The sequence below is a fragment of the Pseudomonas sp. S2_B10 genome (assembly GCF_054668425.1).
Genome location: NZ_CP162768.1, coordinates 3,376,151 through 3,389,174, shown reverse-complemented (window position 1 = coordinate 3,389,174; position 13,024 = coordinate 3,376,151). Strand labels below are relative to the sequence as shown.

Genomic DNA, 13,024 nt, shown 5'->3' with positions numbered 1-13,024 from the left:
GCCCTGAAGACGAAGGAGTGTTGAGTCATGCGCGAAAAACCAGCGACGGGCGTGGTGCCCAGCCCCGCCGTGTTTATCAACGCCCAAAGTGCGATCGCCGGTCTGCGTGGCAGGGATCTGCTGTCGACACTGCGCAGCGTCGCCGCCCACGGCTTGCGCAATCCGTTGCACAGCGCAAAGCATGCGCTGAAGCTTGGCGGACAGCTGGGCCGCGTGCTGCTCGGCGAAACCCTGCACCCGACCAATCCGCAAGACAGCCGCTTCGCCGATCCGGCGTGGAGCCTCAACCCGTTCTACCGGCGCAGCCTGCAGGCGTATCTGGCCTGGCAGAAACAGGTCAAGAGCTGGATCGATGAAGGCGACATGAGCCCTGAAGATCGTGCCCGTGCGCACTTCGCTTTCACTCTGCTCAATGACGCCGTGGCGCCCTCCAACACGCTGCTCAATCCGCTGGCGGTCAAGGAGCTGTTCAATTCCGGCGGGCAGAGTCTGGTGCGTGGCCTGAGCCATCTGTTCGATGATCTGTTGCACAACGACGGCCTGCCACGGCAAGTGACCAAGCAGGCGTTCGAGGTCGGCAAAACCGTAGCGACCACCACTGGGGCTGTGGTGTTTCGCAATGAAATGTTCGAGTTGATCCAGTACAAATCGATGAGCGAAAAGCAGTACGCCAAGCCCTTGCTGGTGGTGCCGCCGCAAATCAACAAGTACTACATCTTCGATCTGAGCCCGCAGAACAGCTTCGTCCAATACGCCCTGAAAAACAGCCTGCAGACCTTCATGATCAGCTGGCGCAACCCTGATGTGCGCCATCGCGAGTGGGGCCTGTCGAGTTACGTCGAAGCGGTCGAAGAAGCGATGAACATCTGCCGGGCGATTACCGGCGCCCGCGAAGTGAACCTGATGGGCGCCTGCGCCGGCGGCCTGACCATTGCCGCCCTGCAAGGGCATTTGCAGGCCAAACGGCAACTGCGCCGGGTCGCCAGCGCGACGTACCTGGTCAGTCTGCTCGACAGCCAGATCGAAACTCCGGCGACGTTGTTTGCCGATGAACAAACACTGGAAGCGGCCAAGCGTCGCTCGTACCAGCGAGGCGTGCTCGACGGTCGCGACATGGCCAAGGTCTTCGCCTGGATGCGCCCCAACGATTTGATCTGGAGCTATTTCGTCAACAACTACTTGCTGGGCAAGGAGCCGCCAGCCTTCGACATCCTCTACTGGAACAACGACAACACGCGCCTGCCGGCGGCGCTGCACGGCGATCTGCTGGACTTCTTCAAGCACAACCCGCTGATCCACGCGGGCGGTCTCGAGGTGTGCGGTACGCCGATCGACCTGCAGAAGGTCAATGTCGACAGCTTCAGCGTCGCCGGCATGAACGACCACATCACGCCGTGGGACGCGGTGTATCGTTCGACCCTGCTGCTCGGTGGCGAACGACGTTTCGTGCTGTCCAACAGCGGCCATGTGCAGAGCATCCTCAACCCGCCGAGCAACCCGAAAGCTGCCTACGTCGAGAACGCCAAACTGAGCAGCGACCCGCGTGCCTGGTACTACGATGCCAGACACGTCGACGGCAGCTGGTGGCCGCAGTGGCTGGAATGGGTCGCCCAGCGCTCCGGCGCCCTGAATGAGACTCGCACCACCCTCGGCAATCCGAACTATCCACCGATGGAAGCAGCACCTGGCACCTATGTGCATGTGCGCTGACGCTCAACCGAAATTTTCTAAGAAGACTGGATGAAAACCCGCGACCGGATCCTCGAATGTGCGCTGCAACTGTTCAACGAAAAGGGTGAACCGAACGTTTCCACCATGGAGGTGGCCAACGAAATGGGGATCAGCCCGGGCAATCTCTACTACCACTTCCACGGTAAGGAACCGCTGATTCTCGGCCTGTTCGAACGCTTCCAGCACGAGCTCGCGCCCCTGCTCGACCCGCCGCCGGACGTGGAGCTTGCACCGGAGGATTACTGGCTGTTTCTGCATTTGATCGTCGAGCGCCTGGCGCAGTATCGGTTCCTGTTCCAGGACCTGTCGAACCTCGCCGGGCGCTTGCCGAAACTGGCCAAGGGGATTCGCAATCTGCTCAATGCGCTGAAGCGCACGCTGGCGTCGTTGCTGGCGCGATTGAAGGCTTCGGGGCAACTGGTCAGCGATACCCAGGCATTGGGGCAACTGGTGGAGCAGGTGACCATGACGTTGCTGTTCTCGCTGGATTACCAGCGGATTCTTGATCGTGAGGGAGAGGTTCGGTTGGTGGTTTATCAGATCATGATGCTGGTGGCGCCGCATTTGCTGCCGCCAGTGAAGGTGGCGACAGAGCGGATGGCCTTGCAATACCTTGAGGATCACGACTGACCCGAAAAGCCCCTCACCCTAACCCTCTCCCGGAGGGAGAGGGGACTGATTGGGGGATGTTCGCGAGCTACGCCGACCTGAGCGAGCTTCTTTGAATCGATAATCGACTCGATTTGTTGAGGCCGACGTATGACGCAGGACACCTCGGTCGGCTCCCTCTCCTTGGGGAGAGGGCTGGGGTGAGGGGCCGCTTGGAATGCACAAACAAAAACGCCCGACCTTCACAGGCCGGGCGTTTTTGATTTGCCCTGAAATCAGGACTGACTGGATGGCGTCGACGGTGTCGATGCCGCAGTCGGAGTAGCTGCTGCCGTGGGTGCCGCAGCGGAGTTTGCCGCGTTGGCCAGAGCTGTTGGCGCAGTCGATGGCGCCTCAGCCGGTTTCGGCGCAGCGGCTTTCGGCGCGGCCGGTTTTTTCACTGCTGGCTTTTTCGCCGCAGCCGGCTTGGCCGCAGGCTTCGCAGCGGGTTTGGCGGCAGCAGTTTTCGCTGCTGGCTTGGCCGCTGGTTTCGCTGCAGCTTTAGCCGCAGGTTTTGCTGCCGCTTTGGTTGCCGGTTTGGCAGCGGCCTTGGCGGCAACCGGTTTGGCTGCCGCTTTGGCCGCGGGCTTGGCGGCCGCAGTTTTGGTCGCAGCTTTCGCAGCCGGTTTTGCTGCCGCTTTGGTCAGTGGCTTGGCTGCGGTTTTCGCCGCAGGTTTGGCAGCTGCAGTTTTACTGGCAGGTTTCGCCGCAGCGGTTTTTGCCGCCACAGGCTGCGCTTTCAGACCGGTGAGTTTTTCGATCTGCTTTGTCAGCGTATCGACCTTGGCGTTGAGCGCCTTGACCTCATTGCGGCTCGGCACACCCAGGCGCGAAATCGCGCTGTTCAGGCGCTTGTCGAAAGCCCCTTCCAGCTCGTCCCACTTGCCCAGTGCGCGATCTTTCACGCCGCTGATACGCGACTTGGCCGAGGAGGTCGAGTCCTCGACTTTCTTGCCGACGGCAGTCTTGGTGAGCTTCTCGGCTTTCTCGCCGTCTTTGACCAATGCATCGAAGAGTTTGCTGCCGTCAGTGTCGATCTTCGAGTACACGCCTAAACCAGCCAGCCAGATTTTGCGGGAGTAGGACTCGACCTTCCCGACCCACGAGCTGCTTTCTTTATCGGTGTTCTTTTTGCCAGCCATCCCGTTCTCCTTAAGATTTTCGCGCGACGCGTTCGAGCAATGCCGTCAGCTCATCGAGCTTAGCAGAGAGTGCCTCAACGTCATGTTTAGACGGAATGCCGATCCGATTCAAGGCGCTGGCCACACGGTTGTCGAAGGCCTTCTCGACCTTGTCGAGCTGAACTTCAACGCGACCCTTGAACGAGCTGACCTGAGTGGCCGCGTCATCGATCTCGGCGTTGGCCGCATGGAGTTTTTCGCTGACGGCTTTTTTGCCTTTCTTTTCAACAGTTTGACCGGCGGCTACGAGCTCTTGAAAGTACTCGCTGCCCTCTTGGCCGACCTTGGTGTAGGCGCCCAGGCCTGCCAGCCAGATCTTGCGGGCATAGGATTTGACGTCGCTCAGGGTAGAAGTCGGAGCGTCGATTTTTTTCTTCAAAATGACTTTGGCCATGGTGCACCTCACGCGCAGAAGGTTTGAGGAACTGCCGGACGAGTGTCGGGCTCAGGCACAAAGTAGGGAGAAAAATTAGAAAGGGCACCCTAACCAGCGGGAGCATCACAAAACAAATGTGGGAGCGAGCCTGCTCGCGAATGCGTCATATCAGCCAACATTTCAGTCAACTGATACACCGCTTTCGCGAGCAGGCTCGCTCCCACAGGGGACTGGATTTCAATCTGGAAATCAGGCCAGGGCTTTGTCGAGGGCTTTCTCGATCTCGGCTTTGATCATGCCGCTCATGGCCGACATCATCAGGCCCAGTTCGACGTCGACCCTGATCGAATCGTCCGCCACATGCACTTCGCCTTTCACGCCGGAGCGCTTGAGGTTCAGGGTGTCGCCCGACCACTGCGGCTCCAGGCCGTATTGTTCATTGAGCTTTGTGGCCAGTTTGTCGGCCTTTTCGCGGGCGGCTTCCTTGCCTAGGGTGTGGGCGCGCTCAACACTGATTTTGGCCATGGAATGACTCCTGATGATTGAATGGCTTACGTTGAATCTTGACCGCATCTGCGGCAAATCGTCCCGAAGGTTGCCCATCTTACCTTTAGCCATTCCAAGACAAAGCATGGCTTGGGGATTAGAATGTCGCGCATTCTCTTTTGGTGACAGCGATATGACTGATCAGCGCAAAGGCAGCGATGCCGAACCCACCACTCACTTCGGCTTCAAAAACGTTCCGGAAAGCCAGAAAGCGGAAAAAGTCGCTGAGGTTTTCCATTCCGTAGCCGCTAAATACGACCTGATGAACGACCTTCTGTCGGGCGGCATGCACCGTCTGTGGAAGCGTTTCGCGATCGAGCTTTCCGGCGTGCGCAGCGGCAACCGCGTGCTCGACATCGCTGGTGGCACCGGCGACCTGACGCGCAAGTTCTCGAACCTCGTCGGCCCGACCGGCCAGGTCGTGCTGGCCGACATCAACGAGTCGATGCTCAAGGTCGGCCGTGATCGTCTGCTCGATCTGGGCGTTGCCGGCAACGTCGAATTCGTCCAGGCCGACGCGGAAAAACTGCCATTCCCGGACAACCATTTCGACTGCGTGACCATCGCCTTCGGCCTGCGCAACGTGACGCACAAAGAGGACGCGCTGCGTTCGATGCTGCGCGTGCTCAAGCCCGGCGGCCGCCTGCTGGTGCTGGAATTCTCCAAGCCGACCAACGCGCTGATGTCCAAAGCCTACGACGCCTACTCGTTCGCCTTCATGCCGCTGATGGGCAAGCTGATCACCAATGACTCGGAAAGCTATCGCTACCTGGCCGAATCGATCCGCATGCACCCGAATCAGGAAACCCTGAAGTCGATGATGGTCGAGGCCGGTTTCGACCGCGTGACCTATCACAACATGACCGCAGGCATCGTCGCCCTGCACCGCGGCATCAAACCCTGATGTTGCTCACCGGGCTGCTCGCCAGCGTCGAACTCGGCCTCAACCGGGTGCTGCGTCTCGACAGCACGGCGCTGCCGCGCCTGGCGCATCTGACCGGCAAGGTGATTGCCGTCGACTGCCGCAGCCCGGCGCTGCAACTGTTCATCCTGCCCAGCGACGAAGGCTTGATGCTCGCCTCGCAGTGGGCAGCGGATGTCGATTGCACGTTGCGCGCACCGGCATCGAGCCTGGTGAAACTGGCCCTGAGCAAGGACAAGACCGCCGTGCTGCACGCCCCGGAAGTCGAGCTCGATGGCGACAGCGGTGTGTTGCTGGAGCTGGCCGGCGTGCTGCAAAACCTCGAGCTGGACTGGGAGTACGAACTCTCGCGCTGGCTCGGTCCGGTCGCCACGCAATTGCTCGGCGGCCATCTGCGCAGCCGCGCGCGCTGGTATCAACAAGGATTTGCCAGCCTCAACCAGAATCTTGCCGAATACCTCGCCGAAGAATCACGCACCCTTGTCGGGCAGCGTGAAGCCGAAGCGCGATTCAGCGAACTGGACCGGATCAAACTCGATCTGGAACGACTCGAGGCGCGTTTCGAGCGCCTTTCCCGATCCCTCGACCCAAGCGATAACGCATGAAGCTGCTTGCCGTCCGCCGTCTGTTGCGCATCCAGCGCGTCGTGATCCGCTACCGCCTCGATGACCTGCTGTTCGATCTGCCGCTGCCCTGGTTCCTTCTGGCCGTGCGCTTTTTGCTGCCGTGGCGCTGGCTGCCGCGCAAGCCGCTGGAGCTCAACCGTGGCGCGCGCTTGCGTCTGGCGTTGCAGGATCTGGGGCCGATCTTCATCAAGTTCGGGCAGATTCTTTCGACCCGCCGCGACTTGCTGCCGGAAGACATCGCCGATGAGCTGATGCTGCTGCAGGACCGCGTGCCGCCGTTCGACTCGCAGCTGTCGATCAAGCTGATCGAAGAACAGCTGGGCAAGAAAATCAGCGAAGTATTCAGCCGTTTCGACGTCGCCCCGCTGGCCTCGGCCTCGGTGGCGCAGGTGCATGCGGCGCAGCTCAAAAGCGGCGAAGAAGTCGTGGTCAAGGTCATTCGCCCAGGCCTGAAACCGATCATCGCGCAGGATCTGGCGTGGCTGTTCATCCTCGCCCGCGCGGCGGAAAAGTTCTCCGCTGATGCACGCCTGCTACACCCGGTCGACGTGGTGCAGGATTACGAAAAGACCATTTACGACGAACTCGATCTGTTGCGCGAGGCGGCCAACGCCAGCCAGTTGCGCCGCAACTTCGAGGGCTCGCAGCTGCTTTATGTACCGCAAGTCTATTGGGACTGGTGCCGACCGAAAGTGCTGGTCATGGAGCGCATTTACGGCATTCAGGTCACCGATCTGGCGACCCTCGCTGACCAGCGCACCGACATGAAAATGCTCGCCGAGCGTGGCGTGGAGATTTTCTTCACTCAAGTGTTCCGCGACAGCTTCTTCCACGCCGACATGCACCCGGGCAACATTTTCGTCAGCACCGTCAATCCGTGGAGCCCGCAATACATCGCGATCGACTGCGGCATCGTCGGCAGCCTGACCCCGGAAGACCAGGACTATCTGGCGCGCAACCTGTTCGCCTTCTTCAAGCGTGACTACCGTCGTGTGGCGCAACTGCACATCGATTCGGGCTGGGTGCCGGCGGAAACCAAACTCAACGAATTCGAAGCGGCGATTCGTACCGTGTGCGAACCGATCTTCGAAAAACCGTTAAAAGATATTTCATTTGGCCAGGTATTGATGCGCCTGTTCCAGACCGCACGCCGCTTCAACATGGAAGTGCAGCCGCAACTGGTGCTGTTGCAGAAGACCTTGCTGAACATCGAAGGCCTCGGTCGTCAGTTGTATCCGGATCTGGATCTGTGGAACACCGCGCAGCCGTTTCTCGAGCGCTGGATGCGCGAACGCGTCAGCCCGAAAGCCTTGCTGGGCAACGTGCAGAGCCAGCTGGAGCAGATTCCGCACCTGTCGAACATGGCCCGCGATCTGCTCGAACGCATGTCGCAACCCCACGCCAAAGACCCTCCGCCGCCGTGGCACAAACGCAAGGACGACTGGTTCCTGCGCCTGCTCGGCTGCGCGCATCTGGCCGGCGGCGCGATCCTCGCAGCGGGTGGTCCGTTGACCGAGTGGGCGCACTGGCCCGCCGGAATCATGATCGCGGTCGGTTTGTATCTGGTCGTTCGCCGATAGCACGATTGAGCTGCAAGTTATAAGCTGCCAGCTTCAAGCTTGACGCTACAGGCACGCCGCAACGTGCGTTTACTTGCAGCTCGAAGCTCATGGCTTGCTGCTGCTTTTCGAGATTTGACGATGAAAAACTGGCTGGACGAGATCAAGTGGGATGCTGACGGCCTGGTGCCGGCGATTGCCCAGGATCACAAGACCGGGCGCGTATTGATGATGGCCTGGATGAACCGCGAAGCGCTGGAACTGACCGCTGCGGAGAATCGTGCAATCTACTGGTCACGTTCCCGTGGCAAGCTGTGGCGCAAGGGCGAAGAGTCCGGCCATGTGCAGACCCTGCATGAAATGCGTCTGGACTGTGACGCCGACGTGATCATCCTGATGGTTGAACAGATCGGCGACATCGCCTGCCACACCGGCCGTCAAAGCTGCTTTTACCGGGTCTTCGAAAACGGCGACTGGAAAACGGTCGACCCGGTACTGAAAGACCCGCACGCTATCTATTCCGCAGGACACACACATGAGTGACACCCTGACCCGCCTCGCTCAGGTACTTGAAGAGCGCAAAGGCGCAGCCGCCGACAGTTCGTATGTCGCCAGCCTGTATCACAAGGGGCTGAACAAGATTCTGGAGAAAGTCGGCGAAGAGTCGGTCGAAACCATTATTGCCGCCAAGGATGCCGCGATCAGCGGCGATTGCAGTGATGTGATCTACGAGACCGCCGACCTGTGGTTCCACAGTATGGTCATGCTCGCCCAACTGGGGCAGCATCCGCAGGCCGTGCTGGATGAACTGGACCGTCGCTTCGGCTTGTCCGGACACGTCGAGAAAGCCTCGCGTCCGTCCGCCTGAACAACTTTTAGAGAGGAATCGCCACATGGGCATTTTTGACTGGAAACACTGGGTCGTCATTCTGATTGTCGTGGTGCTGGTGTTCGGTACCAAGAAACTGAAAAACCTCGGCACCGACGTTGGCGAATCGATCAAGGGCTTTCGCAAAGCCATGAACGACGACGAAAAACCGGCCGAACCGAGCGTGACCCCGCCGGCCCAGCCAGTGCCACCGGTGCAGCCGCAAACCACCGCTCAGGCCAACCCGCCGCACACCATCGACGTGCAGGCGCAGAAAGTCGAAGAGCCGATCCGCAAAGACGTGTGAGCACTGACTAATGTTTGGTATCAGCTTCTCTGAACTGCTGCTCGTCGGCCTCGTCGCCCTGCTGGTGCTCGGCCCCGAGCGTCTGCCGGGCGCGGCGCGCACCGCCGGTCTGTGGGTCGGCCGCCTGAAGCGCAGCTTCAACGCGATCAAACAGGAAGTTGAACGTGAAATAGGTGCCGACGAGATCCGTCGGCAACTGCACAACGAACATATTCTGTCGCTGGAGCAAGAGGCGCGGAAGATTTTCAATCCGAACCAGCAGGAGCCGACGCCGGTCGAGCCTGTGGGCGAGCAGACGATTCACAGCGCTGCCGCTCCGACTCCTTCACCTGTTGTAACACCGCCAGGACCGGCGCCGGTTACCACAGACACATCGGTTGAACCCGTAGCGCCCTCCGCCGCGCCGACTACACCAGCGCCTCAAGACCCTACACTGCCGCCGCGAGCCCCATGAGCGATCTTCCGGAAAACGACCAGCACATGCCGCTGGTATCGCACCTCACCGAGTTGCGCACCCGCCTGCTGCGTTGCGTGGCGGCGATCTTCATCATCTTTGCCGGGCTGTTCGCGTTCACCCAGCAGATCTACACCTTCGTCTCGACGCCGTTGCGCCAGTACCTGCCGGTCGGCGCGACGATGATCGCCACCGACGTGTCGTCGCCATTCCTGACGCCGCTGAAACTGACGATGATGGTTTCGCTATTCCTCGCGATTCCGGTGATCCTGCATCAGATCTGGGGCTTTATCGCGCCAGGCCTGTACAAGCATGAAAAACGCGTCGCGGTACCGCTGCTGATCTCCAGCATCCTGCTGTTCTACATCGGCATGGCGTTCGCCTATTACTTCGTCTTTCCATTGATCTTCAAATTCTTCGCCGCTGCCACCCCGGCCGGCGTGGAAATGATGACCGACATCGCCAGCTACCTCGATTTCGTCATGACGCTGTTCTTCGCCTTCGGCGTGGCGTTCGAAATCCCGGTGGCCGTGGTCCTGCTGGTGTGGATCGGCGTGGTCGACGTCAAATACCTGAAGAAGATCCGCCCGTACGTGATCATCGGCTGCTTCGTGGTCGGCATGATCCTCACTCCGCCGGACATCTTCTCGCAGACCCTGCTGGCTGTGCCGATGTGGATGCTGTTCGAGATCGGCATCCTCTTCGGCGCGCTGGTCAGCAAGCGCGAACGCCCGGACGAAACCCCGGCCGACGACCACAACGACCAGCCGCCAGCGACTCAGGCATGAACCTGCTGCTGCTCGAAGAGGCCGACTTCATTGCGGCCGACCGCGTGATCCTGCGCGACCGGCGCCTGACCCACATGCAGGAAGTGCATCGCTCCGAAGTCGGTGACAGCCTGCGCGTCGGGCGCATCAACGGACTGATGGGTTCGGCTGAGCTGCTGCGTCTGGAAGCGGGCGAAGCAGAGTTGCGTGTCAGCCTTGATCAGCCACCGCCGGCCAAGCTGCCGCTGACCCTGGTGCTGGCCCTGCCCCGGCCGAAAATGCTGCGCCGCGTGTTCCAGACCGTCGCGACCATGGGTGTGGCCAAGGTGATTCTGGTCAACAGCTATCGCGTGGAGAAAAGCTTTTGGCAAACGCCGTTTCTGGAGCCGGAAGCGATTCGTGAGCAGTTGATCCTCGGTCTTGAACAGGCACGCGATACGGTGTTGCCGGAGATCGTCATCGAGAAACGCTTCAAGCCTTTCGTTGAGGATCGGCTGCCGGCGATCAGCGCGGGCACCCTCGGCCTGGTCGGCCACCCTGGCAACTTCCCGCCCTGCCCGCGCGCCCTGAACGAACCGGTGACCCTGGCCATCGGCCCCGAGGGTGGCTGGATTCCCTACGAAATCGACCTGCTGGCCAAATCCGGCCTGCAACCGGTGCAATTGGGCGAGCGCATCCTGCGCGTCGAAACCGCCGTCACCGCCCTGCTCGCACGCCTGTTCTGACGCGACCCCGATCCTGTGTAGGAGCTGCCGAAGGCTGCGATATTTTGATCTTGTTTTTAAAAGCAAGATCAAAGGATCGCAGCCTCGTTGCACTCGTCAGCTCCTACAAGCCCCTACAGTCGCAGACAAGTGGCGTTACAGATTGCCACCACCCAGCCGATACAACCCCTATAAGTCCAATTAAGTGGTCCGAAGGGAGTGGTCGCATGTACCGTTGGTTAGCCGAGAGTCTTGGAAACGTCAGCGTCAAACGCAAGCTGGGCATCGGTTTCGGCCTGGTGCTGTTGCTGACGCTGTTGATCACGTTCACCGGCTGGACCGGCATGAGCGGCATCATCAGCCGTGGCGACAAGCTCGGCTTCATTTCCAGCCTCAATGAGCTGACCAAAGACCTGCGCCTGGCGCGCATGGACTACGACATGCGTCGTGGTGAACAGGGTCCGGGCGCGGTCAATGAATTGCTCAGCAAACTCGAAAGCGGTTTGCAGTCGGCACGCGGCATGATCGAGCAGCCGTCCGATGTGGCGATGGTCGACCAGCAACTGGCTGCGGTTGCCGAATACAAACGCGCTTTCGGCGAAATGACCCAGGCCACCGTGCACCGTGAAGATGCGCGCAGCAAGCTTGGCGCCAATGCCGATAATGCCGTGGCCAAGGTCGGCGAAGTCGAAAGTGCGCTGCTGCAAGGCGACAGCGTTGCGCAGTACAACGCTGTCATCGAGCTGAGCAAACTGTTGCAGCAGGCGCGCTATCAGGTGCGCGGTTACACCTACAGCGGCAAGGCCGATGCCGAGCAACCGGCGCTGACCGCCATCGACAACGCCTTGAAGAACCTCGAAAGCCTGCCGACCCGCGTGCCAGAGCAGCACATCGCCAACCTGCAGCAGGCCACCGACTCGCTCAAGGCTTACCGCGCCGCTGTCGCTCAGTTCCGTGATTCACAGGTCAAGAACGCCGCCGCACTGGCCAACATGTCGGCTCAGGGCGACATCCTGATCGCGGCGAGCAAAAAGCTCACCGAATCGCAAACCGTGGTGCGCGACACCGATGCCGCCCACGCCAAGAACATGCTGCTTATCGCTACTGCGCTGGCGCTGGCCTTCGGTCTGATTGCCGCTTGGGCGATCACCCGACAAATCATCATTCCGCTGACCCAGACTCTGAAAGTGGCCGAGCGCGTGGCCGCCGGTGACCTGACCCACAACCTGGTTTCCCTGCGTCGCGACGAACTCGGGCAATTGCAGCGCTCGATGCAAAGCATGACCCAAGGCCTGCGCGAGTTGATCGGCGGTATCAGCGACGGCGTCACGCAGATCGCCAGCGCCGCTGAAGAACTTTCGGCGGTGACCGAGCAGACCAGCGCCGGGGTCAACAATCAAAAGGTCGAGACTGATCAGGTCGCCACCGCCATGAACGAGATGGCCGCCACCGTGCAGGAAGTCGCACGCAATGCTGAAGAAGCCTCAGAGGCCGCTGTCGCCGCTGACCAACAGGCCCGTGAAGGCGACAAGGTCGTCGGCGAAGCCATCGCGCAGATCGAGCGTCTGGCAATCGAGGTGGGTCACTCCACTGAAGCCATGGGCGAGCTCAAGCGTGAAAGCGACAAGATCGGCAGCGTCCTCGACGTGATCAAGTCTGTCGCCCAACAAACCAACCTGTTGGCCCTCAACGCTGCCATCGAAGCGGCCCGTGCCGGGGAAGCCGGACGTGGTTTCGCCGTGGTTGCCGACGAAGTGCGCAGCCTCGCCCAGCGCACCCAGAAGTCCACCGAAGAGATCGAAGAGCTGATCGTCGGCCTGCAAAACGGCACTCAGCAAGTGGCGACGATCATGGACAACAGCCGCAGCCTCACCGACAGCAGCGTCGAACTGACCCGTCGCGCCGGCGGCTCACTGGAGAGCATCACCCGCACCGTCTCGGCGATTCAGGCAATGAACCAGCAGATCGCCGCCGCTGCCGAGCAGCAGAGCGCCGTGGCCGAAGAGATCAACCGCAGCGTGCTGAACGTGCGCGATGTGTCGGATCAGACCTCGGCGGCGAGCGAGGAGACTGCCGCATCCAGCGTTGAATTGGCGCGACTGGGCACGCATCTGCAGATGCTGGTAGGCCGTTTCAAAGTCTGAGTTGATGCACAACCCCGGTTCGCCTGAAACCGAGGTGATGCCATTCGCGAGCAGGCTCGCTCCCACAGGGACACGCATTCCAAGGTGGGAGCGAGCCTGCTCGCGAAGGCAGCGGCGCGGTTTGCGCGTCGTAGTTAACGGGCGCGCCAATTCGGCGACGGATGCTTTGCACTGGTTTTAGGTTTGATCGG

15 protein-coding genes and 1 pseudogene are annotated in these 13,024 nt (G+C 60.6%); 13 read left to right on the top strand and 3 right to left on the bottom strand.

Translation table 11 applies throughout. The features are described from left to right. Window positions 1-27: 27 nt before the first annotated feature. Entirely contained in the window at window positions 28-1,710 is a 1,683-nt protein-coding gene (phaC, locus tag AB4O45_RS15230; RefSeq protein WP_071174138.1) for a class II poly(R)-hydroxyalkanoic acid synthase, read from the top strand. Window positions 1,711-1,740: 30 nt separating this feature from the next. Further along, window positions 1,741-2,361 (top strand): TetR/AcrR family transcriptional regulator, encoded by a 621-nt coding sequence (locus tag AB4O45_RS15225; protein ID WP_024011259.1) that lies wholly within the window; start codon window positions 1,741-1,743, stop codon window positions 2,359-2,361. Window positions 2,362-2,615: 254 nt separating this feature from the next. Here AB4O45_RS15225 and AB4O45_RS15220 read toward each other — a convergent pair whose 3' ends face one another. From AB4O45_RS15220 to AB4O45_RS15210, 3 genes are all read right to left on the bottom strand, one after another. After that, on the bottom strand, window positions 2,616-3,521 hold the full coding sequence (locus AB4O45_RS15220) for a phasin family protein (protein ID WP_217851073.1): 906 nt from the start codon (window positions 3,519-3,521) through the stop codon (window positions 2,616-2,618). A gap of 10 nt (window positions 3,522-3,531) precedes the next feature. Continuing rightward, entirely contained in the window at window positions 3,532-3,954 is a 423-nt protein-coding gene (locus tag AB4O45_RS15215) for a phasin family protein (RefSeq protein WP_076565216.1), read from the bottom strand. Between the two features lie 231 nt (window positions 3,955-4,185). Further along, window positions 4,186-4,461 (bottom strand): polyhydroxyalkanoic acid system family protein, encoded by a 276-nt coding sequence (locus tag AB4O45_RS15210; RefSeq protein ID WP_150638023.1) that lies wholly within the window; start codon window positions 4,459-4,461, stop codon window positions 4,186-4,188. Between the two features lie 154 nt (window positions 4,462-4,615). Between AB4O45_RS15210 and ubiE the strand changes: the two genes are divergently transcribed. The 11 genes and pseudogenes from ubiE (at window position 4,616) to AB4O45_RS15155 (ending at window position 12,833) form a co-directional block, all read left to right on the top strand. Continuing rightward, window positions 4,616-5,386 (top strand): bifunctional demethylmenaquinone methyltransferase/2-methoxy-6-polyprenyl-1,4-benzoquinol methylase UbiE, encoded by a 771-nt coding sequence (gene ubiE / locus AB4O45_RS15205; protein WP_016772069.1) that lies wholly within the window; start codon window positions 4,616-4,618, stop codon window positions 5,384-5,386. After that, the gene (locus AB4O45_RS15200; protein WP_150638021.1) at window positions 5,386-6,009 is read left to right on the top strand and encodes a ubiquinone biosynthesis accessory factor UbiJ; all 624 of its coding nucleotides are present in this window, start codon (window positions 5,386-5,388) and stop codon (window positions 6,007-6,009) included. The genes ubiE and AB4O45_RS15200 overlap by 1 nt, the downstream gene beginning before the upstream one ends. Beyond that, entirely contained in the window at window positions 6,006-7,610 is a 1,605-nt protein-coding gene (ubiB, locus tag AB4O45_RS15195; protein WP_056787303.1) for a ubiquinone biosynthesis regulatory protein kinase UbiB, read from the top strand. The genes AB4O45_RS15200 and ubiB overlap by 4 nt, the downstream gene beginning before the upstream one ends. A gap of 120 nt (window positions 7,611-7,730) precedes the next feature. Continuing rightward, entirely contained in the window at window positions 7,731-8,132 is a 402-nt protein-coding gene (gene hisI, locus AB4O45_RS15190; protein WP_007899278.1) for a phosphoribosyl-AMP cyclohydrolase, read from the top strand. Continuing rightward, entirely contained in the window at window positions 8,125-8,457 is a 333-nt protein-coding gene (locus AB4O45_RS15185) for a phosphoribosyl-ATP diphosphatase (RefSeq protein ID WP_003220849.1), read from the top strand. The genes hisI and AB4O45_RS15185 overlap by 8 nt, the downstream gene beginning before the upstream one ends. A gap of 25 nt (window positions 8,458-8,482) precedes the next feature. Next, the gene (locus AB4O45_RS15180; protein ID WP_016772073.1) at window positions 8,483-8,764 is read left to right on the top strand and encodes a twin-arginine translocase TatA/TatE family subunit; all 282 of its coding nucleotides are present in this window, start codon (window positions 8,483-8,485) and stop codon (window positions 8,762-8,764) included. Window positions 8,765-8,774: 10 nt separating this feature from the next. Further along, window positions 8,775-9,218, top strand: coding sequence for a Sec-independent protein translocase protein TatB (gene tatB, locus AB4O45_RS15175; RefSeq protein WP_460160256.1), 444 nt, complete (start codon window positions 8,775-8,777; stop codon window positions 9,216-9,218). Beyond that, the gene (tatC, locus tag AB4O45_RS15170; protein WP_016772075.1) at window positions 9,215-10,006 is read left to right on the top strand and encodes a twin-arginine translocase subunit TatC; all 792 of its coding nucleotides are present in this window, start codon (window positions 9,215-9,217) and stop codon (window positions 10,004-10,006) included. The genes tatB and tatC overlap by 4 nt, the downstream gene beginning before the upstream one ends. Next, window positions 10,003-10,710, top strand: coding sequence for a 16S rRNA (uracil(1498)-N(3))-methyltransferase (locus tag AB4O45_RS15165; protein WP_423663844.1), 708 nt, complete (start codon window positions 10,003-10,005; stop codon window positions 10,708-10,710). Before tatC ends, AB4O45_RS15165 begins: the two co-directional genes overlap by 4 nt. A gap of 206 nt (window positions 10,711-10,916) precedes the next feature. Next, window positions 10,917-11,930: pseudogene (locus AB4O45_RS15160) on the top strand (methyl-accepting chemotaxis protein); the annotation flags it as partial. A gap of 30 nt (window positions 11,931-11,960) precedes the next feature. Further along, complete coding sequence (locus tag AB4O45_RS15155; protein ID WP_370695128.1) at window positions 11,961-12,833, top strand: methyl-accepting chemotaxis protein; 873 nt, start codon at window positions 11,961-11,963, stop codon at window positions 12,831-12,833. Window positions 12,834-13,024 lie beyond the last annotated feature (191 nt).